This window comes from Candidatus Thiodictyon syntrophicum (genome assembly GCF_002813775.1).
Classification (GTDB): Bacteria; Pseudomonadota; Gammaproteobacteria; order Chromatiales; family Chromatiaceae; genus Thiodictyon; species Thiodictyon syntrophicum.
In genome coordinates this window covers 2011395-2037579 of sequence record NZ_CP020370.1, presented here as the reverse complement: position 1 = coordinate 2037579, position 26185 = coordinate 2011395, and the positions used below count along the sequence as shown (strand labels likewise).

Sequence of the window (26185 nt, the reverse complement as noted above, 5' to 3'; positions counted from 1 at the left end):
AATGTAGACGCTCATCCTGAGGTCTACAGGGTCAGCGGTTCATCAGAACGCGCCAATCCATATTGCTCAACTTGAGGATATGACCATGACGACCATCGACTTTTCGCCTCTGCTCCGGTCCATGATCGGGTTTGACCGGCTCTCCAACGCCTTGGAGACCGCCTATCGCACCGAGCCCGGCGGCTATCCGCCCTACAACGTCGAGGTGAGCGGTGAGAATGACTACCGCGTCACCATGGCCGTAGCCGGCTTCTCGGAGAAAGACCTGTCCATCGAGGCCAAGGAGAACATCCTGACCGTCTCCGGCAGCCGTACCGAGGACGAGGAACAGCAGGATACCCGCTTCCTCTACCGCGGCATCGCCAACCGCAGCTTCGAGCGCAAGTTCCAGCTCGCGGATTATGTGCGGGTGGTGGAGGCCCATCTGGAGAACGGCCTGCTGCATGTGCAACTGCGGCGCGAGATCCCCGAGGCCATGAAGCCCCGCAAGATCGAGATCCGCGGAGGTCAACCCCAGGAACGCCTGGTCAACGCGACCGAGGTCAAGGCCGCGGCCTGATCAGGCATCCTGATCGGATCGAGTGACAGGTAACACGCAGGCCGGGCACCCGCCCGGCCTGTTTGCGTCTGGGGTGCGCGTTGCGCCGGGCGACGACTTCGCGCACGGAACCCTTGCGATGGTCCCATCACGGGACTAACATGCCCGCATGAGAATCGTAGCCACCAAGGTGCTGCGCGACTTCTGGGCACGGCACCCGGACGCCAAGGGTCCTCTGGAAGCTTGGGTGGATGAGGCAAGCAAGGCGGACTGGCGACAACCGGCAGACATCAAAGCCCAATTTCGCAGTGCGAGCGTCCTCAAGAACCGACGAGTGGTGTTCAATATCGGGGGCAACGCGTACCGCCTGATCGTCGCGGTAGCTTATCGCTACGGTGCGCTTTACATCAAGTTCATCGGCACCCACGCAAAATACGATACCATTGATGCACAAAGCATCGAAACGCAGTTATGACATGAACATCCGACCGATCCGCACACAAGACGACTACCGCGCCGCCATGCGCGAAATCTCCATCTTCTTTGATGATGAACCGGAACCGAACACACCTGAAGGCGAGCGCTTTGAGATTCTGCTGACACTCGCGCAAGCCTATGAGACGAAAAACTTTCCGATCGACCCACCCGACCCGGTGGAAGCCATCAGGTTTCGCATGGAACAGGCCGGCCTTACTGTGAAAGACCTGGAGCCCATGATCGGACGATCCAATCGCGTGTATGAAATCCTCAACCGCAAACGCCCGCTTACGCTCCCCATGATCCGCAAACTCCACGATCGGTTGGGAATCCCGGCGGAGAGCCTGATCAGGCCGTTGAGTGATGCTCGGACCAGTTGAATGCTGATAGCGGCAGAAGCGATTCGGCATGAGCAAGCCGATCATTGATCTTCCGATAATTGCGACGCAAGAATGGAAAGCATGCGCCGTTCCCGAATACTCCGGACTCCGATTCTTCCCTTGGCTGCGCGCGCATATCTTGGAGCTACATCATGTCCACGATCGCCATACTCCTATCCGGCGGCCAAGGCAGTCGCCTCGGCAAAATCGGCCGGCAGCTCCCGAAACCACTGACCCGTGTAGGTGATGTTCCTATTATTAATACCATCGTCGACAAGCTCCTCGCTCTACGGTCGAGACGCGCGTGGAAACGGTCTACGAAGATGACTTGACACCGCAAGACGTTACTGTCTCGGGACCGATTGCCGGGCTACTTAGAATTCTTGCCGCCACAAACAGCACTGAAGACGCTTTGAGCCAGCCGCAAAGTACCCAAACGGTGGAGCCGAGCGGCGCAAGCCTAATGGTACCCCCAGGCTCTCGAGTTATCGTCGCCGCGGCGGACAACTACCTCCCCACTGATGAACTAGACGCGTTCTTCAAACTGGGAGAAAGCGAACCACTCGTCACCTTCAACGGTTACAAGGATCTAAGGACCCAGAAAAAATTCGTGGCAAATTTGGCTGTATCTCATTTGAAACAGCCGACCGTGAATGGATCGCTAAAATTCAGGAGAAACCGGATACGGTCGGGTCAAGCAACCGCATCGCGTCCATCGGCCTTTATAACTTTCCTTACACGCACTTCCAGCGGCTTGCACAATACTCCGCTGCTGTTCCGGAGTCCTTGGATGCCTCGAAAAAGGAGGCTTCGCCCGGCGCTTTTCTAAGTTGGTTAGTCGATCAACTCAAGCCCGCAGCCGGGTTTCAGCAACATCGCGTTGAGGGCGTCAAAGGGTACGAAATCATCGGCGAGTGGTTCGACATCGGAAACCCCACGGATCTGAAAATAGCCTATTTCTGGTACACCAACGTTGTCCTCGGCCAACTCCGGACGGTCGAGGATCTGATCGTCGCACGAGCCACACGCAGAGTGGACGACAAGAGCTACTTGGTCTGCCGCCGAGTAAGTGTCTCGCCAAACTCCCAAGCGGGGATAAGAACATTGCGGTTTTTCTTCGAGACATCAGATGAACTGTGCTCTCTGAGGAAGGCCGGTAGAGGACTCAAGACAGTTGCCGAGATCAAGGCTGGCAAGGATAACGCGTTATGGGAAAGGATTGAATCTAGTCTGAACAGTGGGGATTTGCCGTTTAATTGGGTCGACAGCGAGGCGGAGATTCAGGCGCCCGACGCGCACGCTCCAATTCTGCTCTCCGGCGGAGTCTTCCTCTTGGATTCCGATAACGCTGGGCTATTTAAGACCAGAGTTTTGATCCCGCTTCTAGAGAAAGATATCGGCTCCGCAACAGACGCCCGTAGATTCACGACCCCGGCCGGGCGGATCGACGACTTAGACTTTCGTCAGGTATGCAGTGATGAGCTTATGGAAGAGTTCGTTTTTTTCGGGCGGGAGTCGGACACCTACAAGACTCGCATCTACTGTCCGCAATTGGATTCTTATTCCGATCGACGGGCGGACCTACTGGAACATATTATCAAGAATAAGGTTCAAATCCCGGGCATCCTGCAATCGGAAATTGGCAGAGCACTGGATGGGTTGGGGTTGGAGGACACGGGCATAATCGAGAACTACTCGGTCTACACCGTCCCTCCGCCCGCGGAAATGGGTAGCTGCCAGATTGAGATTTATTTAGGCAGAAAAAACCCGGTCAGCGGGAGTATCGAATACCGTATAAGGAATACGTCCGGCAGCACTTCGTCGCGATACCGGATGCCGAGAATAACACCCTGGAACTGCGTATCCTCTGCCAAGGAGACATCACTCGTATTACGGGGACCCTGCCGAGGCAGGGTGATCGCGAGCGGGCACGCAATCAAGTGGGGCGCATCCGCGGAATTGTCGATGGAGACGGCTTCGGCCGGGCGCCAATTATGATCGAGGCCGAAGAACTCCGAAGGTACTATGAGCAATTGACCGGAAGCCTAAATGCACAGGCGATACTTCAATACCTTAATCAGTCCCAAACCCATTCCGTAGAAATCTGGGCAGCGGGCGACGGGACCACCGGAATGTTCTCGAATTTCCGCGTGAGCGTGCCTTCCCTTTTTCTTACTAGTTCCGTAGTAGCCGTTCAGAGACCCCTTGACCGCTGCCTCCAGCCCGATCAGGATGTCCCCCTACGTTGCCCGATGATACCGCGCCACTGACCGATGCACCTGAGCGACCACAGCCTTGACCAGCTTGACGAAGCCTATGTCCAGACCCTGGACGAGGGTGCGTTGCGTGGTCTGTCGCTGCGGCTGTTGGAGGATCTGAAGGAAGCGCGCGAGCGGTTGCGGCAGAATCCGACCAACAGTTCTCGTCCGCCCAGCAGCCGTGCGCCCTGGGAGCGCCCGTCGGCGGGGGACGCGGAGGCGATCGAGGCGGCGGACGCCGACGCGCTCACGGCGAGGCAGGACGACGAGTCGCCGGACGAGGCGAGCACGCCCCCGGAAGATTCGCCCGGCACCCCCGAGACGCCCGCGCCAGCGCGCGCTGGGCGCGCGACCGAGAAGCCTAAACGCAACGCCGGCAAGCAACCCGGCGCGCCAGGCTGCGGGCGCACCCAGGTGTTCAAGGCGCAGGAGACGCTCCACCACCGTCCCAGCGCCTGTGCGGCCTGCGCCCAAGCGCTGGCGGGAGACGCGCCCAGTGTCGCCTACGCCGGCTTCCAGTCGGTCGATCTGGTGTGGGGTGATCCCGCGCAACCGGGCCTGCACCTGCGGGTCACCGACCATCGTTTTTATGACAGTCTGTGCGGCTGCGGTCATCACACGCGCGCGCGTCCCGGCGAAGGTCTGGTGGATGACTCAACGTTAGATCCGGTGGCCTTGAGCGAATGGCGGGTGGTCGGGGCGGGGCTGGCGACCCTGATCGTGGCGCTGCATCTGCGCTTTCGGATGTCGTACCGACGGATACGGGAGTTTCTGCACGACTGGCTGGGGTTGAGCCTGAGCGTCGGCACCCTGGATCGCACCCTACGCGAGGCCGCCGCCGCGGCGCTCCCGCTGGAACAAGAATTGATCGCGGCGGTGGTGGCCAGCGACCTGCTGCACGCCGATGAAACCTCCTGGCCGCAAGGCGCCGACTTGCTGTGGCTGTGGGTGTTCACCAGTGCCACCGTCACCTTGTTCGTGGTGGCCAAGCGCGGGCGTGAGGTGCTTGATCGCCTCCTGCCGGGCTTCGCCGGCTGGCTGATGAGCGACGGCTGGCAGGCGTATCGCCACCTGCCGCAACGGCTGCGCTGTTGGGCACACCTCACGCGCAAGGCGCAGGGGTTGATCGAGAGTTTCGATCGCGAGGGGCAAGCCTTTGGGCACCAAGTCCAAACCACTTTCGACACCCTGATTGGCGCCATCCATGCGGCGCGCGCGGGGCCGCCGGCCGAGCTGCCGCACATCCACGCCAAGTTGCTGGCCGAGTTGCATGCGGCCTGCGTGCAGCTGCTCGGGCACCGGCACGTCAAGACGCGCGCCTTGGCCGTCGAGTTGTGGAACGACTGGGACGCCATCTTTCGGGTGCTGGAGAATCCCCAGTGGCCGCTCACCAACAACGCCGCCGAGCGGGCGCTGCGCCATTGGGTAATCGCGCGGCGGATCATGATGGGCACGCGTTGTGATGCCGGGTCGCGCACCTTCACCCTGCTCGCCAGCGTGATTGAAACCTGTCGCCAGCGCGGCCATGTGCCGTGGTCCTATCTGGCCGGCGTGATCGCTGAGCGCCGCGCCGGTCGCGCCGCCGCTCCGCTGCCGGCTCCAATGCTGGGTCTCTGAACGGCTACGTTCCGTAACCTATCTTGCCAAGAATCTGCGTTATCTTCTGCGCTAGGGAAACGCTGATTAAATCCCTAAAGACAGAATCGACACTCGGCAAATTAGAACCTTGGGGCGCCGGGGTCGATTTAGTCAGCGCGTCCACAGCCCGACCGGGGCGGGGTGTTGGTAACTCAATGAAACAGGATTTCAGCACTTGGGGGGATTACGCGCACCACGACTCCGGAAGGGCGCGGGGCCAACCGGGGCCGCAGTTATTGATCCCGGGCTGGGGGATGGTTGCGCTGCGCTTATCCACCACGCATTGGCGGCTAGCCTTTGAATCCAACCCTGAGCCTCTCCCGACCATGAACTGGCAGACCCTGTCCACCGATTCGCCCTACAAGACGGCCGTTGCTATCCAACATGAATTGCAGGAAGGCCGCGTCGCCGAGGCGGCCAGCGGCCTCGCGGAGTTGATCGACGCCTTGTCCAAGTCGGAAAAGCGTGCCCTGAAAAGCCAACTGGTCCGTCTGATGCTGCATATCATCAAGTGGCACGGCCAGCCGGAACGCCGATCGCTCAGTTGGATCGCGAGCATCGAGGATGCCCGGGACGAGATCGGCGACATCCGCGACGAGACTCCGAGTCTGAATGAGCAAGTCATCAAGGACCTCTGGGCCAAGGCCTTCGTGATGGCCAAGCGCAATGCCGAGGCGGAGATGGGAAAGCGCTTGTCCGCCGAGGGGCTCACCTGGCAGGAGGTTTTCGATACCGTCTATGTCTTGGACCGCGACTAGCCGGGAACCCGTCACGACGTCCCCGGGACTCCCTGATCCGCCCCCCGGGTTGCCTTGCGCACCCGCGGACACCACCTTGCGCCGCAGGTGATTGCGGAGTCTCATCCCATGAAGTGTCGAACCAAATACCTCCTCTGCCCGCTGGTGCTCCTGGCCGCCCTGTCGGCGGCGCCAACGCCAACTCTGGCCGGACTGCCGGCCACGGCGGACGGCCAGCCCCTGCCGAGCCTGGCGCCCATGCTGGAGCAGGTGATGCCGGCCGTGGTCAACATCTCCACCGTCACCCGGATCGACGCGGCGGACAATCCGCTGCTGCGCGACCCCTTTTTCCGCCACTTCTTCGCGGTCCCGCGGCAGCAGGAGCGCGAGAGCAACAGCCTGGGCTCGGGGGTACTGGTGGACGCGCGGCGCGGGCTGGTGCTCACCAACCACCATGTGATCGCCAAGGCGGATGCGATCCGCGTGACCCTGGGTGACGGCCGGACCCTGAAGGCGGACCTGGTGGGGGCCGACCCGGCGACGGACGTGGCGGTGCTGCGGGTGCCGACACCGGGGCTGACCGCCCTGACGCTCGCCGACTCCGACCGGCTCAAGGTCGGTGACTTCGTAGTCGCGATCGGCAACCCCTTCGGACTCAGCCGCACCGTCACCTCCGGCATCGTCAGCGGGCTCGGGCGCACCGGGCTCGGAATCGAGGGCTACGAGAACTTCATCCAGACCGATGCCTCCATCAACCCGGGCAACTCGGGCGGGCCGCTCGTGAACCTGCGCGGCGAACTGGTGGGGATCAACACCGCCATCCTGGCCCCGGGCGGCGGCAACATCGGCATCGGCTTCGCCATCCCGGTAAACATGGCCCGCGCCATCATGGACCAGATCGTGGACCATGGGGCGGTGCGCCGCGGTGCCTTCGGGGTGGCGGTGCAGGACCTGACCCCGGACCTGGTGACGGCCCTGAAGCTCGACTCCCAGGCCGGGGCCCTGGTCTCGGCCGTGGACCCGGACTCGGCGGCAGCGGCGGCCGGGCTGCGCGAAGGCGACGTGATCCTGCGCCTGGACGGTCGGCCGGTAACCAACGGGGCCGACGTGCGCAACCGCTTCGGGCTGCTGCGGGTGGGCGCCCGGGTGGAACTCGCCATCCTGCGCGACGGCCGGGCCATGACGCTCAAGGGCGAGATCGCCGACCCCTACCGGGGCTTCTTACCGGCCGACAAACTCGCCCCCAGCCTGGCCGGCGCCCTGCTCGGGGACCCGCGGGGGCGCGGCGGCGCCGTGCTGGTGGGGCCCGTGACCAAGGACAGCGCGGCCTGGCAGTCGGGCCTGCGCGAGGGCGACCTGATCCGCGAGGTCAACGGGGTGCGGGTCGGAACGGTGCGCGACCTGACGCTGGTGCTGCGCCAGTCGCGCGGGCTCTTCCGGCTCCAGATCCAGCGGGGCGAGCAGTTGATCCTATTGGCGCAGCCCTGAGCGGCGGCGACGCAAACGATCGCTAGGATGGGCAAAACGCAGGTGCGCACGGCGCACCCTACGCCAAGGGTCCGAGCCATTGCGCTTGGCGGTGCCTGTGACCGGCCAGCCAGGCGTTGAGGTCCGCGACATCGGCAGTGTCGAGCCGGGCCTCGCGCAGGTGATCGCCGCGGATTAAGGACGAACCGGCAATCCCGGCCGCGCCCCTCTTGGAGTAACCCGCTCATGCCGCTTGGCGCCAAGCAGCCCGGTCAGCCCCAGGCCGAAAAGAACCAGGCTGACGATGGAGGGCTCCGGCGCCGCCGCACTGAGCGTCACCACATTACTCAGAAAGCGTGCCGCTTGGTCGCGGCCCCCGGCCCCGGTGTCACTGCCGGTGCCGAGAAACTGGCTGACCCCTTGTTGGGTGTAGACCAGGTAGCCGCTGCCGACTTGGCTCGCGATCGTGATCCATTGCCCAGCCGTACCGGTGTCGGTCAGGCCGGTAAAGGCGCCGATGCTGGTGAAATAGCCATAGGCCGATACATCCCAGTCGCTGAGCCCGGCATCAACCAACCCTTGGTTTATCGCGTGATTGGCACCCAATGGGCCGGTGGTATCGACAATGGATATCCCTTCAATACCGGGCGGATAGGTGAAACTGGCGGCCAGTTGCGCCCCTAACGGATAAAGCGCAAGCTCTTCGGAACCGAACCCTGGGTTTTGCACGAAGACGTTGCCCCCGGCCGCCATGAAGGTCCCGAGTTTCGCTGACAGGTCGTCCCCCGATGACCAATGATATTTGCTGAAACCATCGAGCCATACCGCATCGAAACCGGCCAGGTCCGTGGCGGCGAAGCCGCTGGGCGCAACAAACACCGCCTGCAACGCAACGCCGGTGATGGCATTCGTCAAATTCGTATTGGACCCGTCCATCGCGTTTCCGGACACCAGCATCCTCGTGGCGTGGGACGGCGCGGCGATCGTCAGCAGCAACGCCAGGGTCGCGAGCCCGTGCCGCCATGAGATTCTCTTTCGGTTTCGCATGTCTGATCGACCCTCTTTGGCTCAGCAGTAAAAGGCCACGGTGCAGAAACATCAGGCGCAGGCCATGCAGGCGGGAACGCCCCCGTCCGTCAGCGGCGTCTGACCGATCCTGGCCGCTGCGCCGGGCACCGGACGGGGCTGCCTGCGGCCGCCGCAACCGGACCGGGCACTGGGGATCGGGCACCGGGCCCGCCTGCAAGTCGGGCGGCCGGACTGACGGCACCGACCCGCACGGACGGCTCGGGTACAATAACCCGACTCGGCACCCCCGCCCACCCCCAATCGCCCACCGGAGACCCCCATGGGAATCACCGCCCTGATCCTTCTTGCGCTGCTCCTGGCGGCGGTGGTCTACACGATCCAGATCTACAACAACCTGGTGCGCCTCAAGCACGCAGTGACGCTCGCCTGGTCCAATATCGACGTGGCGTTGAAGCAGCGCCACGACGAGATCCCGAAGCTCGTTGAGGTCTGCAAACAGTACATGGGCTATGAGCGCGAGACGCTGGAGCGCGTGGTGCGCGCCCGCGGGTCGGTGGCGGAGGCGAGCCGCCGCCAGGACATGCGCGCCCTGGGGGCGGCGGAGACGGATCTCCGCGCCGGGCTCGGGCAGTTGTTCGCCCTGGCGGAGAATTACCCGCAGCTCAAGGCCAACGAGGGCTTCCAGCAGCTCTCGCAGCGTGTCTCCCATCTGGAGGACACCATCGCCGACCGCCGTGAGCTGTACAACGACAGCGTGAACCTCAACAACGTCCGCATCGAGCAGTTCCCGGACCTGCTGGTCGCCCGCGTCATGGGCGCCCGGCCCCGCGAACTCCTGGAGTTCGCTCAGGAACGCGCGGATCTGGACCTCAAGGCCCTGTTCGGCTGAGGCCGGGCGCGGGCCGCGGCGATGGCGCCCCAGTGGGTCCATGACCTGGTGGTCGGCCTGGAGCCGGCGCAGTTCTGGTTCCTGTTCGGCGCCCTGGCGGTCGGCGCGCCCTTCCTGCTGTACCGGGGCAGCCAGGCCTTTTGGCGGCTGCGCACCATCACCGATACCCCCACTGCCCGCATCCAATCCGCACCCCAGGGCTATGTCGAACTCGCCGGCCTGGCGCGCCCCCACCTGGGTCAGGTCCAGGGTCCACTGACCGGCCGGCCCTGCGTCTGGTACCGCTACCGCATCGAGGAGCGCGGCAGCGGGCGCAACAAAGGGTGGCACCGCATTGAGGGCGGCGAGTCCCCCGCGCCCTTCCTGCTCGACGACGGCAGCGGACAGTGTATCGTCGACCCGACCGGCGCCTATGTCCGCCTGCGCCGGGCGGACCGGTGGACCGGCCCGCACCGCAGCCCGCGCAGCGTGGAGCCGACCAGGTGGTATCAGGCCAGCGACCGGTATCGCTATGTCGAGGAGCGCATCGATGACGGCGACCCGCTCTATTGCCTGGGCCGCTTCGCGACCCCGCTACGCGGCCCCGCCGAGCGCGACCAGTTGCAGCGCGCCCTGCTCAGGGTCTGGAAGCAGGACCCGGCGCGCCTGGCCCGCATCGACACGAACGGCGACGGCACCATCAGCCCGCAGGAGTGGGAGCAGGCTCGCAGTGCCGCTGCCGCCCTGGCCGAGCGCGCTGAGATCAAGCTCAGTGCGACCCCGGTGCTGGCCCGGCTGGCAGCCACCGGCGACGAACGCCAGCCCTTCGTGATCTCCACCTTCGCCGAGGAGGACCTGGCCGCCACCTTGCGGTGGCAGGCCCTGGGATATAACGCGGCGTTCGTAGCAGCGGCGGTGGCGGCGGTCTTGAGCGGACTGGCGCGGTTCGGCGGATGATCCAACCAAAGATAGTTGAGCCGCAAATGAACGCAAATGAACGCAAATCTCCTTCTCTTCCAGCATGACGCATCAGCCTCAGGCAACTGCGCGGCAGCCCGCACCCGGCGACCGGGTCATGATCGGTCTCTCCGGCGGGGTCGACTCCGCGGTCGCCGCCCACCGGCTGATCGAGCAGGGCTACCGGGTCGAGGCCCTGTTCATGAAGAACTGGGAGGAGGACGACGCGCCCGGTTACTGCGCCGCCGCCCAGGACCTGGCGGACGCCACGGCGGTCGCGCAACGGCTCGGCATCGCGTTGCGCACGGTCAACTTCGCGACCGAGTATTGGGACCAGGTATTCGAGTCGTTCCTGGCGGACTATCGTGCGCTACGCACCCCCAACCCGGACGTGCTGTGCAACCGCGAGATCAAGTTCCGCGCCTTCCTGGACCATGCCCTGGGGCTGGGGGCGGACTGGATCGCGACCGGTCACTATGCCCGCATCACCCGCGACTCGGACGGCTGCCGGTTGCGCCTGTGCGCCGACCCCAACAAGGACCAGACCTATTTCCTCTACCTGCTGGACCAATCCCAATTGGGCCATGCGCTGTTTCCGCTCGCCGACCTCACCAAGCCCCAGGTGCGCACCATCGCCCGCGGCCTTGGACTCGACAACGCCGAGAAACGCGACAGCACCGGGATCTGCTTCATCGGCGAGCGCCGCTTCCGCGACTTCCTCGCCCGCTACCTGCCGCGCGAACCCGGGCCGATCGAGACCCCGGACGGCCGCCGGCTGGGGGAGCACCAGGGGCTCACCTATTACACCATCGGCCAGCGCCAGGGGCTAGGGGTCGGCGGGGTGCTGGGCGGAACCGATGCCCCCTGGTTCGTCGCGGCCAAGGACCCGGGACGCAATGCGCTGATCCTGGTTCAGGGGGGAGACCACCCGCTGTTGCAGTCCCAGTCACTCGCCGCGGACCACTTGCACTGGATTCGCGGGTTGCCGCCCGGCCCCCTGCCCTTCCCCTGCGAGGCCCGGCTGCGCCATCGCCAGCCCTTACAGGCGTGCATTATCACAATGATCAGCGACCAGGGGTGCGAGGTGCGTTTTGTCGAGCCGCAGCGCGCGGTGGCGCCCGGGCAGGCGGTGGTCTTCTACGCCGGCGATACCTGCCTGGGCGGGGCGACGGTGGAGCGGGCGATGTCCCCGTAGCCCGGATCGAGCGCGCTAGCGGTCCGGGCGGCCCAACCTCCCAGCCCAGGGTACGAATCGGCGACGCAGTAAAGGTTCGGGACGGGGCGAATGCCCCGTCCCGCCCCGGGCGCTGCGGCGAACTCCGAAGCCGCGTTCTCCGCGCGGCCCGTCGCGGCTGAAGCCGCTCCCACGGCGTCGCTGCGCGACGTTCACGGCACGCCTGGGCGGTAGCGCGATGCCCTCCGCCTGTATTGACAAATTAAAGACACCACATACACTGGGTCCCATGGATTTCCTCTACGAGCACCATGGGGCGACCTTCGTCTGGGACAGCGACAAGGCTGCGCTCAACCCCGGTCGCCACGACGGGGTCACCTTCAAGCAGGCGGCGACCGTGTTTTTCGACCCACTATTTCGGCTGGTCCCGGCCGACCGCAACGCGCAAGCGCGCGATGCGATCATCGGGTATGACGAGACCGGCCGCCTGCTGTTCGTGGTGCATATCGTGATCAAGGGCGACCATATCCGCATCATTTCCGCCCGTCGGGCGACCAACGAGGAGCGGCGCAAACATGAGCATTCCTGAACTGATCAAGACCCGGCTGGCGACGGACCGGCCGATGACGACCATTACGCTGCGCATCCCCGTGGACGTGGTGGAGTCGCTCAAGGAGGTCGCGCCCCGCAAGGGTTTTTCCGGTTACCAAGCGCTGCTGAAGTCTTATGTCAGCGAGGGGCTGCGACGCGACGAGGCACAGTTGCACTTCGGACCCGCGGCGCGGCTGGTCGCGGCGCTGAAGCGCCGGGGCGTGCCGGAGGCCCTGCTGGACGAGGCGGCGCGGGAGGTCGGGGCCTAGCGTCCGGAGTCACCCATGCTCCCGCCGTCGATCTCGGGCCGGGCGGGGCATTCGCCCCGCCCGTAATCGTTTGAAGCTGCGGCCGCATCCGCTATGGGCGCCGGCCTCGAAACGTTCGGGACGGGGTTGCAAACCCCGTCCCGCCCGGTGACCAAGATCCCGGGTACGCTGTCCTGGTCGTTGTCGTTGTCGTTGTCGTAATCGAACAATCCGACCACGATCACGACAACGACAACGACAACGACGCCCGGTCCGTGGGAACGTCCGGTAGCTGTAAGGTACGCGATGCGTACCCTACGAGATATGCGTTAACACATCAGATCTGATCGCACCCGCGCCCCCGCGACCCCGGGCGCGCGCCCGGCGTCGCTGGTATCCTGTCGCACCTTCAAAGACCTTCCCGGACCGGAGCCGCAGCACCCCATGGCCCACGACGATCAGGACCGCGTGACCGCACTCGCCGGCATCTACCAGGCGGTCGCCTGTGTGATGCGTATCGCCCGCACCGGCAGCGCCGACACCGCGGCCATGGAGCCCTGCATCTACAGCCTGTTGCAAATCGACGCAGTGGACACCGCGGCGGTCTACGGCCCCCCCGGGGCCATGGCCAACGGGGCGCGCCAACTCGTCGCCCAGCTCACCGGCAGGCCCGAGCGCGATCTGGAGCTGACCCGCTATGCCGCCTCGGTCATCCGGCTGGAGCGTAAACTGTCCGCCCAGCCCGAGCTGCTGGAGCGCATCGGCGAGGGGATCGCGGGGGCCGCGGTGCTGCATGAACGCTGCCCCTTGCTGCACCCCGACGTCCTGGCCCGGTTCGCCGACCTCTACAGCGAGACCCTGAGCCACCTCAAACCCCGCATCCTGGTCCGCGGCGCCTCCAATCACCTCCAGAACCCGGACAACCAGGTGCGTATCCGCGCCCTGCTGCTCGCCGCCATCCGCTCCGCCCGGCTGTGGCGCCAGTTGGGCGGCAGTCGTTGGCAGATCCTGTTGGGGCACAAACACCTGCTGATGCAGGCGCGCCGCTATCTGGATCAGGCCAGCAATCGACAACCGGCGGATTGCGGACCCCCGACGGATACGGATTGAGTCGGCGGGACCCGCCGGGCGGCAATGCCGCGCGATTGCCGTGCTACACTGATCTCGTGTCGACCCCGGAGACCCGTCAATGAATCTGACCGTAACCATCGCAGAACAGACCCTGAAACGGGCACGGCTGCGCGCCTTGACCGAGAACACCTCGGTCAACGCCGTCGTGCGTGACTTTTTGGACGCCTACGCGGACCACCGCTCGGCCGCCCGCGAGGCCACCGACCGCATCCTGGAACTGGCAAGCCAATCGGAGGCCGGCTCCGGTCCCGAAGGGCGCACCTGGACTCGCGAGGAAATCTATGACCGTCCGGTTTTTCGCCGATAGCAACGTCTTTATCTATGCCTACGATAAGGACGCCGGGGTCAAGCGAACCCGGGCCATGGCCCTGATCGACAGGGCCGGCGGAGCGGCTGAATTGGCTGTCAGTACCCAGGTCCTCAAGGAATTCTATTGGGTCACGACGCGGCGGCTGAACCCGCCATTACCCTCGAAGGTGGCTGAAATGGCCGTGCGGGAGTTTGCCCGCTACCCCTTGGTGGTGGAGGACCCCCCCCTGATTCTCGCCGCGATCGCGCGCGGTCGCCAGGATCAGATCGCCTTTTGGGACGCGCTGATCGTCGAAGCCGCCCGTCGCGCCAAGGCCCGCATCCTCTATACCGAAGACCTCCAACACGGCCGCGACTTCGACGGCCTGATGGTCGAAAACCCCTTTCGCGAGCTGCCATGACCACTCAAGCCCGTCCCACCGCCACCTTCATCAACGTCGGTGAGCGCAGCAATGTCACCGGCTCCGCCGTCTTCAAGCGCCTGATCCTGGACGGCAAGTTCGATGCCGCACTGGCCGTGGCGCGGGCCCAGGTGGAAAACGGCGCCCAGGTCATCGACATCAATATGGACGAGGCGATGCTGGACTCCAAGGCGGCCATGACCAGGTTTCTGAACCTGATCGCCGCGGAGCCGGACATCGCCCGGGTGCCGATCATGATCGACTCCTCCAAATGGGAGGTGATCGAGGCCGGACTCAAATGTGTCCAGGGCAAGGCGATCGTCAATTCGATCAGCATGAAGGAGGGCGAGGAGGCGTTCCGCCGCCAGGCGCGCAAGTGCCGGCGCTACGGGGCGGCCATCGTCGTCATGGCCTTCGACGAGCAGGGCCAGGCCGACACCCAGGAGCGCAAGTTCGCCATCTGTGAACGCGCCTACCGTATCCTGGTCGACGAACTCGACTTCCCGCCCGAGGACATCTGTTTCGACCCCAACATCTTCGCCGTCGCCACCGGGATCGAGGAGCACAACAACTACGCGGTGGACTTCATCGAGGCGACCCGCCGCATCAAGGCCCACCTGCCCCATGCCCGGGTCTCCGGCGGCGTCTCCAATGTCTCCTTCTCGTTCCGCGGCAACAACCCGGTACGCGAGGCGATCCATTCCGTATTCCTCTATCACGCGGTGCGTGCCGGCATGGATATGGGCATCGTCAACGCCGGCCAGTTGGCCGTCTATGACGACCTGCCGGCGGAGTTGCGCACGGCGGTGGAGGACGTGATCCTGAATCGCCGCCCGGACGCCACCGAACGCCTGATCGACCTGGCCCCCAAATACAAGGGCGACGGCTCGGGGATGGAGAACAAACAGGACCTGTCCTGGCGGGATAGACCGGTCGCCAAGCGTATCGAGCACGCCCTGATCAAGGGCATTACCGACTTCATCGAGGCCGATACGGAGGAGGCGCGCCAGACGCTCGGCCGGCCGATCAATGTGATCGAGGGCCCGCTCATGGACGGCATGAATGTCGTGGGCGACCTCTTCGGTGAGGGCAAAATGTTCCTGCCCCAGGTGGTCAAGTCCGCCCGTGTCATGAAGCGCGCGGTCGCCTATCTGGAGCCCTTCCTGGCGCAGGAGAAGAGCACCGGGCAGACCCAGGGCCGCATCCTGCTCGCCACCGTCAAGGGCGATGTGCACGACATCGGCAAGAACATCGTCGGCGTCGTCCTGCAATGCAACAATTATGCGGTGGAGGATATGGGCGTCATGGTCCCGGCGGACCGCATCCTGGCCCGGGCGCGCGAGGTCAAGGCGGATATCATCGGGCTCTCCGGGCTCATCACCCCGTCACTCGATGAGATGGTCCACGTCGCGCGCGAGATGCAGCGCCAGGGGTTCACGGTGCCGCTGCTGATCGGCGGCGCGACCACCTCCAAACTCCATACCGCGGTCAAGATCGAGCCCCACTACGCGCACCCGGTCGTGCATGTGAAAGACGCCTCCCGCGCCGTCGGCGTGGTGGGCAGCCTTCTGTCCAAAGACCTGAAGGAGAACTACGTGGCCGCCATCCGCACCGAATATGAAGAGGTCCGCGTGCGCCGCGCCGCCCGCGACGAGGCGCGGGACCTCATCCCGCTCGCCGCGGCCCAGGCCAACCGCACCCCCATCGACTGGGAGCATTACCAGCCGCCGACCCCGGCGGAGCCCGGCATCCAGGTCTTCAAGGACATCCCGCTCGCGGAGATCGCGGCCTATATCGACTGGACCTTCTTCTTCCATGCCTGGCAACTCAAGGGCCGCTTCCCCCAGATCCTGGACGACCCGGAAAAGGGCGAGGAGGCCCGCAAACTCCACGCCGATGCACTCGACATGCTGCACCGGATCATCTCGGAGCGGTGGCTCGCGGCCCACGCGGTGATCGGGCTCTTCCCGGCCAACGCGGTGGGCGATGACATCCTGGTCTATGCGGACGAGTCCCGGGGCGACCCCCTGGTCACCTTCCACTGCCTGCGCAAGCAGGGCAAGCAGCCCGCGGGTCGACCCAACGAGTGTCTGGCCGATTTCATCGCCCCGGCGGATACCGGCATCCCGGACTACATCGGCGGCTTCGCCTGCACCGCGGGCGAGGGCATCGACGCCCACGTCAAGCGCTTCGAGGCCGCACTCGACGACTATTCGGCCCTGCTGCTCAAGGCCCTGGCCGACCGCCTCGCCGAGGCCCTGGCCGAGATGCTCCATCAGCGCGTGCGCACCCGCCACTGGCGCTACGCCGAGGATGAACGCCTGGCCGCGGACGCCCTGATCGACGAGCAATACCAGGGCATCCGCCCGGCGCTGGGCTACCCCGCCTGCCCGGACCACACCGAAAAGGACCTGCTCTGGCAATTGCTCGACGCCGAGCGCAACACCGGCATCTGGCTCACCGAATCCAAGGCCATGGTCCCCACCGCCGCGGTCTCCGGGCTCTATTTCTCCCACCCCGACAGCCGCTATTTCGCCGTCGGCAAGATCAACCGCGACCAGGTCAGCGACTATGCCGAGCGTAAAGGGATGCCGGTGGCCGAGATCGAACGCTGGCTGGGGCCCAATCTCGCCTATGACGTGGAATGAATGCCCGGTGTGGGGACCAATACCGCCAAGACGCAGACCACCGCCGGAGAACTGGCATGAGTACGACCACACCGACTCGCTGCAATACGCCGGGTGAGACCCTGGACCAGCGGGTGCAATTGCACGGTATCCGCTGGCAGGACTACGAGGCGCTGCTCGCCATGCGCGGCGAGAGTAGCGGCACGCGCCTGACCTATCTCGACGGAGAAGTGGAACTGATGACACCCGCCATCGACCATGAGACGCAGAAGACCCTGCTTGGACGCCTCATCGAGACCTACGCCGAGGAGCGCGGCCTCGAGCTTCAGGGCTGCGGCTCCTGGACCGTGCGCAAAGAGGCCAAGGCCCGGGGCGTCGAGGCCGATGAATGCTACGTGCTGGGTGTCTGGACGGCCCCCCCGACCATTCCGGATCTCGCAGTCGAGGTCATCTGGAGCTCGGGCGGAATCGATAAGCTGGAGGTCTACCGCGGCCTGGGCGTCCCGGAGGTGTGGTTCTGGCAAAACGGCGCCCTGCGCATCTATTGCCTTGAGGGCGATGCCTATACCCAGACCCAGCGCAGCCGCCTCCTGCCGGATCTCGACCCGGATCTCATCGTCCGCTTCATGGCCTACCCGAGCCAGACCCAGGCGGTACGCGGGTTGCGGACGGCACTGAAGTCATCCGCGGGCTGAGTTGCATGCCAGTGCTGCCATAGGCATCCGATTGCATCCTGACCGGCACGGATATCACTGCATTAAGTGCCCGGCGAGTTCCGAATAAAGGAGGAACTTCTCATCCACCGAGATGAGCATAGCGTCGCGCGCAATGGCGGTTGCGATGATCAGGCGGTCTTGAGGATCACGGTGGTGCTCGGGAAGCTCGACCGCGACGCGAGCGATCTCCGGTGTAATCGGCAACAACGCAATGCCGGAACCGTCCAGCGCCTTCTCGAACCAGTCGTGCAGGGGACCGGGCAGCTCGATGCGGCCGTGGTGGTTCAGCCAAGCCACCTCAAAACAGGAAATCGCGGAGACACCGACCTGCTCGGCGCTGTCGATGCGCGCTGTCCACGCCGGCTTGAGTCGGGCCTGCTCGCGATTGATCCACCACAACCAGATATGGGTGTCGAGCACGACCATCACGGCAAATTCCAGTCGCTTTCCGGAACCGTACTGAGAATATCACCGTAAATCCTGACCTGGCCTGCGATATCGGGATGGGGGCAACGTTGCACGCGCGGCGTCTCATTGCGGGGCTCGTCCAACGCCAAAACGATGATCTCGACGTGCCGATCATTGAAGCAGTCCGGCAACTCAATGGACACCCGCCGATTCTTAACCTGCTCAAACCGCCGTTCTACTTGCATGGGTCAGCGCTCCTGAGATAGATCGTTCAATGCCCGGCGGCCCGCTTCACCCATGCTGCCTGGCCCAGGTGACGATGCTGTGGGCATCCATGGCACCGGCGGTGCGCGCCACCTCGGCGCCGCCGCGGAACAGGGCGAGTGTGGGGATGCTGCGAATCCCCAGGCGGGCGCCCAGCCCCTGGGCCTCCTCAGTATTGACCTTGGCGAGCCGGAAGGCCGGCTCCAGAGCGCGGGCGGCGGACTCGAAGGCGGGGGCCATGGCGCGGCAGGGGCCGCACCAGGGCGCCCAGAAGTCCACCAGCAGGGGCAGTTGGTCGCGGGCCAGGAAGCGGGCGAAGCGGGCCTCGTCCAGGGCGACCGGGGCACCGGTGAAGAGCGGGCGGTGACACTGACCGCACTTGGGGTCCGCCCCCAGGCGCGCGCCGGGGACCCGGTTGATGGCGTCACAGGCGGGGCAGATGATGTGGAGACTCTCGGACATGGGTGGTTCCTCGGGTAACGGGTCGATCGGGGTGGCGCGCCCGGGCGCTGGAGCTTGATTCCCCCGACGCTGACACCTATTTTGCGTCAATTAGACCAAATCACCAGCCCCGGAGCCCACCCATGGCCCAATCCCCCTATATCGTTACAGTCACCGCCGCGAACTTTGAAGCGGTGGTGATCGATGGTTCCTTCGACCGCCCGGTCCTGGTGGACTTCTGGGCGGACTGGTGCGCCCCCTGCAAGGGACTGATGCCGGTGCTCGCCAAGCTGGCGGACGCCTACGCCGGCAAGTTTATCCTGGCCAAGGTCAACACCGAGGAGGAGCAGGCCCTGGCCGCCCATTTCGGTATCCGCAACCTGCCCACGGTGCAGTTGTTCAAGTCCGGCCAGGTGGTGGACCAGTTCATGGGCGCCCTGCCCGAGGGGCAGGTGCGCGAGTTCCTGGACCGGCACCTGCCGCAACCCGGGGACGGGCTGCTGGCCCAGGCCCAGGACCTGATGGCGGCCGGCGATCTGAAGCGCGCCGCGGTCCTGATCGAGCAGGCGCAGGCGCAGGACCCGTCCAACGCCCGGGTAGCCCTGGCGCGGGTGCAACTCACGGCGGCGCAAGGCGACCTGAGCGGCGCCGCCGCGCTCCTGGAGCGCCTGCCGATCGAACTCGCCCAGGACCCGGAGGTGGCGGCCCTGCGCGGGCAGTTGCGCTTCGCGCAGGCCCTGGTCGGCGCCCCCGCCCCCGTGGACCTGACCCGGCGGCTGGCGGCCGACCCCAACGACAGCGAGGCCGCCTATCTGCTCGCCGCCCACCGGGTGCTGGCCGGCGATTTCGAGGGCGCCCTGGAGGGTCTGCTGGCCCTGATGAAGCGCGACCGCACCTATGGCGACGACGCCGCACGCAAGGGTATGGTGGCCGTCTTCGACCTGCTGGGCGGCCAGGGCGAACTGGTGACCCGCTTCCGGGCGCGGATGATGACGGTGCTTTACTAGATCACCGAAAATAGCCGAGCGACTCCCAGGGGTGCCCACTCCAGCGTACCTGGGGCGCCGTCGGCGCCAGCGCGGTGAGGGGGACCTCGGCGGCGGTGAGCATTGCGTGGTCCGGCACCCCCTGCGTCTGCGCACAGGCACAGACCCCGACCACCGCCACCAGGTCGTCGCCCGCGAACACCAGTGGCACATAGGGCCGCAGCCAGGGCGGGACCCCGGCCTCCTGAAAGAGCTTCTTGAGCGGACGCTGGTGGGCGCCCCCGGGCGGGCGGCAGCTGAGTTCCGACACCCCGAAGCGCACCCGCACCGGACCCATCAGGGCCATCTGTTCAGCGTCGGCGACCCGCTCCAGGGTGCCCAGGCCATGGGGCAGTTCCAGCACCGGCCGGTCCCACGGCAGCCCCGGTCCCGTCGGCACCGGCGGCAGGGGGCGCAGCGCGAAGAGGTCCTGGCGGTAGCGCCGGACCTCACAACCGCGCCAGGCGACCAAGGGGTCGGCGTCCGGGCGCGCCGGCAGGACCTCGTCTAAGATGCGCCCGAGGTGCGCGCTGTCCGGTCCGAGAAAGCCCCGCCGCCGCAGCCACAGGCGCAATACGGCCTTGCGCAGGGTCCGCTCCAGCCGCGCCAGGCCCGGGATCGACAGGGTCCCCGGGCGCTCACCGCCGAGTCCCGCCAGTTCACGCCCGGCCGCGAGATCCACCAGGGCCGCCGCGTCCGCGCAGTGCGCGGCGCTGCGCGCCAGGGTGGCGGAGACCGTCGGCCAGCGTTCGCGCAGCAGCGGCAGGACCAACTGACGCAGGTAGTTGCGATCCATGGCGGGCTCCCGGTTGGAGGGGTCCTCCAGCCAGGTCAGGCCCAGGGTGCGGGCATACTGCTCCAGGGCCGCGCGTGGATGCCCGAGCAGGGGGCGCACCAGTCGGCCCAGTCCCAGGTCCGCCACCAGCGGCATCGCGGCCAGGCCGTGCACACCGCTGCCGCGGATCAGGGCCAGCATCAGGGTCTCGGCCTGATCGTCCAGGTGGTGGGCGGTGAGCAGCAGATCGCCCGGGGCGAGCAGGGCGAAGAACTCCGCATAGCGCGCGGTCCGCGCCACCGCCTCCAGACTCTCGCCGCGCCCCGGCTTCACCTCGGCACGGCACTCGCGCAGCGGAATGGCGAGGTCCTCACAGGTCACCCGGCAGTGCTCGGCCCAGCGTCCGGAATCCGGATGCAGCGCGTGGTCGACATGCACCGCCCAGAGCGGCCCGGGCAGGCGCTCACGCACCGCCGCGGCGGCGCGCAAAAGGACGGTGGAGTCGAGCCCACCGCTGTAGGCGATCCAGACCCGGCCCGCCGCCTCGAAGGGGGCCAGCGTCGCAACGAGGGATTGCGGATCGAAACCGGGCATTACTCTTTGAACTTGCCGTAGCCCATCAGGCGCGCGTAGCGCTCGGCGATGAGCGTATCCAGGTCGATCTCCTGGAGCATGTCCAACTGCCCCGACAGGGCGCGCTTGAGCGACAGGGCCACCGCGTCCGGGTCGCGATGGGCACCGCCCAAGGGCTCCGGGATGATCAGGTCCACCAGGCCCTGCTCCTTGAGCCGGGTGGAGGTGATGGCCATGGCGTCCGCCGCCAGCTGGGCCTTGTCCGCGCTCTTCCACAGGATGGACGCGCAGCCCTCCGGGGAGATCACCGAATAGGTACTGTATTGCAGCATCAGCAGGCGGTCGCCCACGCCGACGGCCAGGGCCCCGCCGGAGCCGCCCTCCCCCACCACCGTGCACAGGATGGGGGTGCGCAGCCGCGACATGACCTGGAGGTTGCGGGCAATCGCCTCGCTCTGGCCCCGCTCCTCCGCGCCCACGCCCGGATAGGCCCCCGGGGTGTCGATGAAGGTCAGGATCGGCAGTCGGAAGCGCTCCGCCATCTGCATCAGGCGCAGGGCCTTGCGATAACCCTCGGGACGCGGCATCCCGAAGTTGCGCACGATCTTCTCCTTGGTGTCGCGCCCCTTCTGGTGCCCGATCACCATCAGCGGGCGCCCATCCATGCGCGCCAGACCGCCGACGATGGCCGGATCATCCGCGTAGGCGCGATCCCCGTGCAGTTCGTGGAACTCGTCGAACAGGCGCCGGGTGTAGTCCAGCAGATAGGGCCGCTGGGGGTGGCGCGAGAGCTGGGATATCTGCCAGGGAGAGAGGCCCGCGAACACCGACTCGGTCAGGGTCCGACTCTTCTTCTCCAGGCGCTCGATCTCCTCGGCGATGTTGATCTCATTGTCGTGCCCGACCAGGCGCAACTCTTCGATCTTCGCCTCGAGCTCGGCGATCGGTTGTTCAAAATCGAGAAAGTTCAGATCCATAGCCGCAATCACATCATCGAAATCAGGGGCATACCGGTGAGATTCGGACCGCCGGGGGGCGCCGTGTGCAGGACACCGCAGACTTGCCGCGGCGCCCCGGTGGGGCACAATAGCCGAACCCATCCCCAGGATACAGACCCATGTGCAAACAACAGAAGGTTCCCGCGCCCGCGCGCGCCCCTGCCATCGCCCTGATCGGCGTCCTCGCCGCCCTGCTGCTGCCGGCTGGCCCGGCCCAGGCCTTCAAATGTGTGCCCCTCTACGGCAACTGGTGCGGCCCCGGCCACCCGTCCGCGGTGGCACTCCCGCCGGTGGACGCCTTCGACGCCGCCTGCATGCGTCACGACCTCTGCATCGCCGGCGCCTGGTCCGAGACCCCCTGCGACCGCGCCTTCGTCGATGAACTGCACCTCATCGCCGCCCAGACCGGCTACCTGCCGCGGCCGCTCCAGTGGGCCGAGTACCTGATCCGGGTCAAGGCGGGCGGCGGCTGGGGCGGGATGCCGATGCCCATGCCGGGGGACGCCATGGGGATCATGTCGAGTGTGATGACGCCTTGCTGGTAGGAATTATGGCCATTCAAACCGACCGGACGCGGTTACGCGAGGGGCAGTTGGTCCGTTGGGACGCCGCCAAGGGATTCGGCTTCATCCGGCCGGCTGAGGGCGGCAAGGATGTCTTCGTGCACATCAGCGCGCTCCCCCCGGGCTGGGCACCGGAGATTGGGACCCGCATCGTCTTCAGCGCGGTGGACGATCCACAGGGCCGTGGACAGCGCGCGCTCAAGGCGATCATTGATGATGGGGCGGCAGGCACCGCCCCACCGCAACCCGCAAGGACACCGAGGCCCACCAGACGCCAGGCGACCCGCTCGACCGAGCCGGCCCCCGGATCAAACCCAGGATCCACCGCGGGCCGGTCCAGGCGGCGCGACGAGACGCTGCGCACGCTGCCCTTCAACGCGCTCACCCTGGCGGTCGGCGCCATCACCCTGTTCTGCCTGTGGGGCGCCCTGACCGCCCTGCCGGTCACCCCGATCCCGCTGCTTGCCTACCCGCTGTTCAGCCTGGTCGCCTTCCTGGCCTACGCACGAGACAAATACAGCGCCATCCATGGGACCTGGCGGATACCCGAGTCATCCCTGCATGTACTCGAGGCGATCGGCGGCTGGCCTGGGGCCTATGTCGCGCAACAGACCATGCGCCATAAGACGGTGAAGGAAAGCTATCAGATCACCTTCTGGCTGATCATCGCGATCCATGCGGGCGTTTGGGGTCTGTGGGTCTTCGACCCCGAGTTGCTTCGTAGCTGGGTGCTGGTGGTGATTGGGCGTTGACGGCTCGCGCGGGCAGTCCTGGGCGGGCTGGCCGGTGAGCCCTCTGCGGGTCGTACGCGGCTTCGCGTCTGGCCTAGAGAAAAACAGCCACCTCCGCGCGGCTTTTTGGCGTCGGTCTCGACTTTGTAAGAAAAAATAGCCATTCTTTCTTACAAGCTCTAACCTATCTGCATGTCTCAACCGACTGACAAAAGAATCCTTAGCAGGCTCTACGGCAAAGGCAGGGGTTGGGCCTTCTCGCAGACAGATCTGGCGGATCTGGGGACCCGTTCGGCACTCGATGTGGCCCTGCATCGTCTGTGGACACAGGGCGCCATTCGCCGCGTCCTGAGGGGGATCTACGACTACCCGCGGTACAGCCTCCTCTTGGGCGAGCCCTTGAGTCCGGACATCGACCGGGTCGCGCAGGCGCTCGCCCGCAAACTCGGTTGGCGCATCCTGCCGAACGGCCCTTCCGCGCCGAACCTGATGGGGCTTTCCACCCAGGTGCCGGCCCAGTATCTCTACCTGTCCGACGGGCCGGATCGATCCTATCGGGTCGGAGCCACGGAGCTCGTCTTTAAGCGAACAGCCCTAAAAGAGGCCGGATTCAACCTGCCTGAGAGCCGCACCATCGTCCAAGGGCTGAAATCGATAGGGCAGGATACAATCAGCGCCGCGGTCATAGCGAGAATCCGCGATTGACTGCCGCCCGCCCTGCGTCTCAAGGTCCTCGCCGATACCCGAACGGCAACCGGATGGATTTACGAGGCCATTCGTCAAATTTGCCGGGAGGATGATTGTTAGCGACCACGTAAACTGACCCACCTACGGCCAACAGTTTTGACCCACCCCAGGGTAGGAGTAGGGCCGCCAGGCCCGTAGAATCCCGGCACGTTGGTTTGCTGGGGACACAGAAAGCTGAAGGAATGGATCATGATTCACAAGACTGCGCGGCGCCCGTCAAGCCCAGAAAGTTGATGCAGGCGTTTTCCGAAAATTGGATTTGGGATGAACAAGCTATAGTCGCGGCCGAATTTTATTAACATACTCCTTCTTCGTTAAACCGAAATGATCCAGTAGATTGCTGAATACCTTGATGGACAAGGGATCTCGCATGGGCAGAGGGAATCCACGTCCATCCTTACCCTCCCAAAATTCGTGACTTCCTTTTCCTCGCTTGGTATCCACTTGATATTCATAGAGAGCTAGGACTTTTATCGCCTCTCGTCGAGAAGGACTGGAGAAAAAGATATCCGATACGAGCGAACTGCCGATGAACCGCGTCGGGATATCACCGCTGCGCCAGTCAAATGGCAAAGGCCCTCGCAGCAGTGCTTCTACCGGGAGCGCCCTCCCCCGGACGCCTCCTCCCTGTTTCGCCGTGACAAGTTCGCTCGCAAGCGTTCGCCATGTCTGCTGTTCTTGGCCTTTTCTCCAATCTCGATATCCGGCCGGCGAGAGATCGAGCCATGCCGCAACGACCTGTTCGATGTCATCCGGATTACGCGCTAGGCCCTGCTTGTGCCAGTCCGGCAAACGACGCCTCATCCAATCTATCGCTGTCCAGTTGGCCAAGGCTTCTTCACGCCAGTCCGCGGATGATTCTACCCGTTGATAAACATTCTTGTGGTAGGGGCGGTAAAGTGGCTTTCTGCGTAGCGTTTCGATCCAGGTTGCCGCTGCCTCAACGCGAGCGTGAAAGCGTTCATGTTGGTATACGAGTCCAGCAGCCAGAAAGATACCCAGAGCCGGGTTAGGGTTGCCTGTCTGCGACAGGTCTTTGTGTAAGGCGCATGCGAAATCATAGATGCGGTCGGCGTGCAGATAGATTCCCCAATGGCGCTCACCCCAAGAATGGAATCCTTGGTACCACCCAAGCGCCTCAAAACCGCCCTGCTGGATGAGTGCCCTTACCCTAGCCGCGGTTTCGCTGTTATCGCTCAGTCGATAGTCACTCGCGCTTATAAACTCATCTTGATCAAGGATGTTATCGGCTGGGGATAGGTCAGCATTGCTGAGGGTAGCGCTTGAATCCGTGTCCAAAAGAATCGGCGGCGCTACCGAGCTATGCCGCGGACGTTTAAACGCGGACGGAAGGCTTTTGCTCAGGCACTCCCGCAGTTCCGGATAGCCGGGCAGATCGGACTCGGGCTCCCAGGCGATCACAGCAACCTCTTGTCCCGCGACATCCAAGCCAAGACTGACGGCGTATGCCCCATCTCGCGATGGACCCATCTCGGAGGAATCGATGCTACGCTGTATCGCTTGCTCCTTAGCTTTCTGGTCCTGTGGAAGAAACTTCATATACCTTGCCTTGGGCAATAAATCACGTAAGCTTTTTGCCTCGATAGGCAGGAGACCAGGTTTTTCCGGATATTTATCTCCGGGTATTTTCTCCTCACTCTTGCGCTTTGCCATGCTCTTCTTCCAAGCATCAAGGACTTCGGGAGGAAGACACTGAGAGAATTCGGAAGGCTCATTTAGGGATGCAACTAAAGCGATTGCGTCATCATCGATGAGATAATGGACTTGATAAAGGAATAGTCTGATTGGTTTTCCGGGACCCCACGAGTCTTTCAGAGGATTCAGATGCTGGACCCCTTCGAGCAAGCGATATTCCACATACTCTTGGTCTATATTTCTTATGAAAGCCCAACTAGCGCATATATCCTGAGGACAATAATCGATCGCAATACTTTGTTCATCAAGCATTTCAAGCAATCCGCTGCTCTCAGGTTTCACCGTGACAATCAAGCGCATGCCTGGCGCGTCCCAATCAATCCGCGGTTCAATCCACGACTTCCTGAATCTGCCTGTTGTCATTTTCTCTGCCTCTTTGTTCGAGCATACACGGAATT

Annotated in this window: 29 protein-coding genes; 22 read left to right on the top strand and 7 right to left on the bottom strand. The window is 64.7% G+C overall.

All coding sequences use genetic code 11. From position 1 onward, the window contains the following. Positions 1-85 precede the first annotated feature (85 nt). The 8 genes from THSYN_RS08690 (at position 86) to THSYN_RS08660 (ending at position 7516) form a co-directional block, all read left to right on the top strand. Positions 86-559, top strand: coding sequence for an Hsp20 family protein (locus THSYN_RS08690; protein ID WP_100918785.1), 474 nt, complete (start codon positions 86-88; stop codon positions 557-559). Positions 560-707: 148 nt separating this feature from the next. Then, on the top strand, positions 708-1013 hold the full coding sequence (locus THSYN_RS08685) for a type II toxin-antitoxin system HigB family toxin (protein ID WP_100918784.1): 306 nt from the start codon (positions 708-710) through the stop codon (positions 1011-1013). Continuing rightward, positions 985-1395, top strand: a complete 411-nt coding sequence (locus THSYN_RS08680) for a helix-turn-helix domain-containing protein (RefSeq protein ID WP_472297475.1) — start codon at positions 985-987, stop codon at positions 1393-1395. The genes THSYN_RS08685 and THSYN_RS08680 overlap by 29 nt, the downstream gene beginning before the upstream one ends. Before the next feature lie 152 nt (positions 1396-1547). Next, entirely contained in the window at positions 1548-1727 is a 180-nt protein-coding gene (locus THSYN_RS37210) for a sugar phosphate nucleotidyltransferase (protein ID WP_157817534.1), read from the top strand. 274 nt (positions 1728-2001) lie between these two features. Next, positions 2002-3393, top strand: a complete 1392-nt coding sequence (locus tag THSYN_RS08675; RefSeq protein ID WP_157818008.1) for a sugar phosphate nucleotidyltransferase — start codon at positions 2002-2004, stop codon at positions 3391-3393. Positions 3394-3668: 275 nt separating this feature from the next. Further along, on the top strand, positions 3669-5270 hold the full coding sequence (gene tnpC / locus THSYN_RS08670; RefSeq protein WP_100918781.1) for an IS66 family transposase: 1602 nt from the start codon (positions 3669-3671) through the stop codon (positions 5268-5270). 347 nt (positions 5271-5617) lie between these two features. Further along, complete coding sequence (locus THSYN_RS08665) at positions 5618-6049, top strand: DUF29 domain-containing protein (protein ID WP_100918780.1); 432 nt, start codon at positions 5618-5620, stop codon at positions 6047-6049. A 108-nt stretch (positions 6050-6157) separates the two neighbouring features. Beyond that, positions 6158-7516, top strand: a complete 1359-nt coding sequence (locus THSYN_RS08660) for a DegQ family serine endoprotease (protein WP_100918779.1) — start codon at positions 6158-6160, stop codon at positions 7514-7516. Between the two features lie 174 nt (positions 7517-7690). On the opposite strand, the gene THSYN_RS08655 is transcribed toward THSYN_RS08660, so the two are convergent. Then, complete coding sequence (locus tag THSYN_RS08655) at positions 7691-8491, bottom strand: PEP-CTERM sorting domain-containing protein (protein WP_157817533.1); 801 nt, start codon at positions 8489-8491, stop codon at positions 7691-7693. Between the two features lie 352 nt (positions 8492-8843). Here THSYN_RS08655 and THSYN_RS08650 point away from each other — a divergent pair, with 352 nt between their 5' ends. From THSYN_RS08650 to THSYN_RS08600, 10 genes are all read left to right on the top strand, one after another. After that, complete coding sequence (locus THSYN_RS08650; RefSeq protein ID WP_100918777.1) at positions 8844-9413, top strand: LemA family protein; 570 nt, start codon at positions 8844-8846, stop codon at positions 9411-9413. Positions 9414-9434: 21 nt separating this feature from the next. After that, the gene (locus THSYN_RS08645; protein WP_100918776.1) at positions 9435-10349 is read left to right on the top strand and encodes a GIDE domain-containing protein; all 915 of its coding nucleotides are present in this window, start codon (positions 9435-9437) and stop codon (positions 10347-10349) included. A gap of 118 nt (positions 10350-10467) precedes the next feature. Then, positions 10468-11544, top strand: a complete 1077-nt coding sequence (gene mnmA / locus THSYN_RS08640) for a tRNA 2-thiouridine(34) synthase MnmA (protein WP_236848829.1) — start codon at positions 10468-10470, stop codon at positions 11542-11544. Positions 11545-11812: 268 nt separating this feature from the next. After that, positions 11813-12112 carry a BrnT family toxin gene (locus THSYN_RS08635; protein WP_100918774.1) on the top strand — a complete coding sequence of 100 codons (300 nt, stop codon included), beginning with the start codon at positions 11813-11815 and terminating at the stop codon, positions 12110-12112. Continuing rightward, a complete protein-coding gene (locus THSYN_RS08630; RefSeq protein ID WP_100918773.1) occupies positions 12099-12383 on the top strand; it encodes a hypothetical protein in 285 nt (94 codons plus the stop codon). Before THSYN_RS08635 ends, THSYN_RS08630 begins: the two co-directional genes overlap by 14 nt. A gap of 423 nt (positions 12384-12806) precedes the next feature. Further along, complete coding sequence (hflD, locus tag THSYN_RS08620) at positions 12807-13472, top strand: high frequency lysogenization protein HflD (RefSeq protein WP_100918771.1); 666 nt, start codon at positions 12807-12809, stop codon at positions 13470-13472. A 79-nt stretch (positions 13473-13551) separates the two neighbouring features. Next, on the top strand, positions 13552-13800 hold the full coding sequence (locus tag THSYN_RS08615) for a hypothetical protein (RefSeq protein ID WP_100918770.1): 249 nt from the start codon (positions 13552-13554) through the stop codon (positions 13798-13800). Next, positions 13775-14203, top strand: a complete 429-nt coding sequence (locus THSYN_RS08610) for a PIN domain-containing protein (RefSeq protein ID WP_100918769.1) — start codon at positions 13775-13777, stop codon at positions 14201-14203. Before THSYN_RS08615 ends, THSYN_RS08610 begins: the two co-directional genes overlap by 26 nt. Next, entirely contained in the window at positions 14200-16851 is a 2652-nt protein-coding gene (gene metH, locus THSYN_RS08605; RefSeq protein ID WP_100918768.1) for a methionine synthase, read from the top strand. Before THSYN_RS08610 ends, metH begins: the two co-directional genes overlap by 4 nt. Positions 16852-16907: 56 nt before the next feature. Then, entirely contained in the window at positions 16908-17525 is a 618-nt protein-coding gene (locus THSYN_RS08600; protein WP_100918767.1) for a Uma2 family endonuclease, read from the top strand. 54 nt (positions 17526-17579) lie between these two features. Here the strand turns inward: THSYN_RS08600 and THSYN_RS08595 are convergent, their stop codons facing one another. From THSYN_RS08595 to trxC, 3 genes are read right to left on the bottom strand one after another with little or no spacing between them, the layout of a single operon-like run. After that, entirely contained in the window at positions 17580-17972 is a 393-nt protein-coding gene (locus THSYN_RS08595; RefSeq protein ID WP_100918766.1) for a type II toxin-antitoxin system VapC family toxin, read from the bottom strand. After that, on the bottom strand, positions 17972-18199 hold the full coding sequence (locus THSYN_RS08590; protein WP_100918765.1) for a hypothetical protein: 228 nt from the start codon (positions 18197-18199) through the stop codon (positions 17972-17974). The genes THSYN_RS08595 and THSYN_RS08590 overlap by 1 nt, the downstream gene beginning before the upstream one ends. 46 nt (positions 18200-18245) lie before the next feature. Then, entirely contained in the window at positions 18246-18680 is a 435-nt protein-coding gene (trxC, locus tag THSYN_RS08585) for a thioredoxin TrxC (protein ID WP_100918764.1), read from the bottom strand. Positions 18681-18802: 122 nt separating this feature from the next. Between trxC and trxA the strand changes: the two genes are divergently transcribed. Further along, positions 18803-19666, top strand: coding sequence for a thioredoxin (trxA, locus tag THSYN_RS08580; RefSeq protein ID WP_100918763.1), 864 nt, complete (start codon positions 18803-18805; stop codon positions 19664-19666). A gap of 1 nt (position 19667) precedes the next feature. On the opposite strand, the gene tilS is transcribed toward trxA, so the two are convergent. Beyond that, positions 19668-21053, bottom strand: coding sequence for a tRNA lysidine(34) synthetase TilS (gene tilS, locus THSYN_RS08575; protein ID WP_100918762.1), 1386 nt, complete (start codon positions 21051-21053; stop codon positions 19668-19670). Continuing rightward, on the bottom strand, positions 21053-22009 hold the full coding sequence (locus THSYN_RS08570) for an acetyl-CoA carboxylase carboxyl transferase subunit alpha (protein WP_100918761.1): 957 nt from the start codon (positions 22007-22009) through the stop codon (positions 21053-21055). Before THSYN_RS08570 ends, tilS begins: the two co-directional genes overlap by 1 nt. A gap of 140 nt (positions 22010-22149) precedes the next feature. Between THSYN_RS08570 and THSYN_RS08565 the strand changes: the two genes are divergently transcribed. The 3 genes from THSYN_RS08565 (at position 22150) to THSYN_RS35760 (ending at position 24029) form a co-directional block, all read left to right on the top strand. Continuing rightward, positions 22150-22575: a hypothetical protein gene (locus THSYN_RS08565; protein WP_100918760.1), complete on the top strand. Its 426-nt coding sequence runs from the start codon at positions 22150-22152 to the stop codon at positions 22573-22575. A 5-nt stretch (positions 22576-22580) separates the two neighbouring features. Next, complete coding sequence (locus tag THSYN_RS08560) at positions 22581-23345, top strand: DUF1294 domain-containing protein (protein WP_100918759.1); 765 nt, start codon at positions 22581-22583, stop codon at positions 23343-23345. 171 nt (positions 23346-23516) lie between these two features. Next, positions 23517-24029 (top strand): DUF6088 family protein, encoded by a 513-nt coding sequence (locus THSYN_RS35760; RefSeq protein WP_236848828.1) that lies wholly within the window; start codon positions 23517-23519, stop codon positions 24027-24029. A gap of 315 nt (positions 24030-24344) precedes the next feature. On the opposite strand, the gene THSYN_RS33565 is transcribed toward THSYN_RS35760, so the two are convergent. Next, on the bottom strand, positions 24345-26087 hold the full coding sequence (locus THSYN_RS33565; RefSeq protein WP_157817532.1) for a hypothetical protein: 1743 nt from the start codon (positions 26085-26087) through the stop codon (positions 24345-24347). Between the last annotated feature and the right edge of the window lie 98 nt (positions 26088-26185).

Coding starts and splice junctions, on each gene's coding strand:
- THSYN_RS08610 (WP_100918769.1), top strand. CDS start 13,775: ATGACCGTCCGGTTTTTCGCCGATAGCAACGTCTTTATCTATGCCTAC.
- THSYN_RS08680 (WP_472297475.1), top strand. CDS start 985: ATGCACAAAGCATCGAAACGCAGTTATGACATGAACATCCGACCGATC.
- THSYN_RS08690 (WP_100918785.1), top strand. CDS start 86: ATGACGACCATCGACTTTTCGCCTCTGCTCCGGTCCATGATCGGGTTT.
- metH (WP_100918768.1), top strand. CDS start 14,200: ATGACCACTCAAGCCCGTCCCACCGCCACCTTCATCAACGTCGGTGAG.
- THSYN_RS08615 (WP_100918770.1), top strand. CDS start 13,552: ATGAATCTGACCGTAACCATCGCAGAACAGACCCTGAAACGGGCACGG.
- THSYN_RS08600 (WP_100918767.1), top strand. CDS start 16,908: ATGAGTACGACCACACCGACTCGCTGCAATACGCCGGGTGAGACCCTG.
- THSYN_RS08650 (WP_100918777.1), top strand. CDS start 8,844: ATGGGAATCACCGCCCTGATCCTTCTTGCGCTGCTCCTGGCGGCGGTG.
- THSYN_RS08565 (WP_100918760.1), top strand. CDS start 22,150: ATGTGCAAACAACAGAAGGTTCCCGCGCCCGCGCGCGCCCCTGCCATC.
- mnmA (WP_236848829.1), top strand. CDS start 10,468: ATGATCGGTCTCTCCGGCGGGGTCGACTCCGCGGTCGCCGCCCACCGG.
- trxC (WP_100918764.1), bottom strand. CDS start 18,680: ATGTCCGAGAGTCTCCACATCATCTGCCCCGCCTGTGACGCCATCAAC.
- THSYN_RS08595 (WP_100918766.1), bottom strand. CDS start 17,972: ATGGTCGTGCTCGACACCCATATCTGGTTGTGGTGGATCAATCGCGAG.
- THSYN_RS37210 (WP_157817534.1), top strand. CDS start 1,548: ATGTCCACGATCGCCATACTCCTATCCGGCGGCCAAGGCAGTCGCCTC.
- THSYN_RS08635 (WP_100918774.1), top strand. CDS start 11,813: ATGGATTTCCTCTACGAGCACCATGGGGCGACCTTCGTCTGGGACAGC.
- THSYN_RS35760 (WP_236848828.1), top strand. CDS start 23,517: ATGTCTCAACCGACTGACAAAAGAATCCTTAGCAGGCTCTACGGCAAA.
- THSYN_RS08665 (WP_100918780.1), top strand. CDS start 5,618: ATGAACTGGCAGACCCTGTCCACCGATTCGCCCTACAAGACGGCCGTT.
- THSYN_RS08560 (WP_100918759.1), top strand. CDS start 22,581: ATGGCCATTCAAACCGACCGGACGCGGTTACGCGAGGGGCAGTTGGTC.
- THSYN_RS08630 (WP_100918773.1), top strand. CDS start 12,099: ATGAGCATTCCTGAACTGATCAAGACCCGGCTGGCGACGGACCGGCCG.
- THSYN_RS08685 (WP_100918784.1), top strand. CDS start 708: ATGAGAATCGTAGCCACCAAGGTGCTGCGCGACTTCTGGGCACGGCAC.
- trxA (WP_100918763.1), top strand. CDS start 18,803: ATGGCCCAATCCCCCTATATCGTTACAGTCACCGCCGCGAACTTTGAA.
- tilS (WP_100918762.1), bottom strand. CDS start 21,053: ATGCCCGGTTTCGATCCGCAATCCCTCGTTGCGACGCTGGCCCCCTTC.
- THSYN_RS08590 (WP_100918765.1), bottom strand. CDS start 18,199: ATGCAAGTAGAACGGCGGTTTGAGCAGGTTAAGAATCGGCGGGTGTCC.
- THSYN_RS08570 (WP_100918761.1), bottom strand. CDS start 22,009: ATGGATCTGAACTTTCTCGATTTTGAACAACCGATCGCCGAGCTCGAG.
- THSYN_RS08645 (WP_100918776.1), top strand. CDS start 9,435: ATGGCGCCCCAGTGGGTCCATGACCTGGTGGTCGGCCTGGAGCCGGCG.
- THSYN_RS33565 (WP_157817532.1), bottom strand. CDS start 26,087: ATGCGCTTGATTGTCACGGTGAAACCTGAGAGCAGCGGATTGCTTGAA.
- tnpC (WP_100918781.1), top strand. CDS start 3,669: ATGCACCTGAGCGACCACAGCCTTGACCAGCTTGACGAAGCCTATGTC.
- hflD (WP_100918771.1), top strand. CDS start 12,807: ATGGCCCACGACGATCAGGACCGCGTGACCGCACTCGCCGGCATCTAC.
- THSYN_RS08660 (WP_100918779.1), top strand. CDS start 6,158: ATGAAGTGTCGAACCAAATACCTCCTCTGCCCGCTGGTGCTCCTGGCC.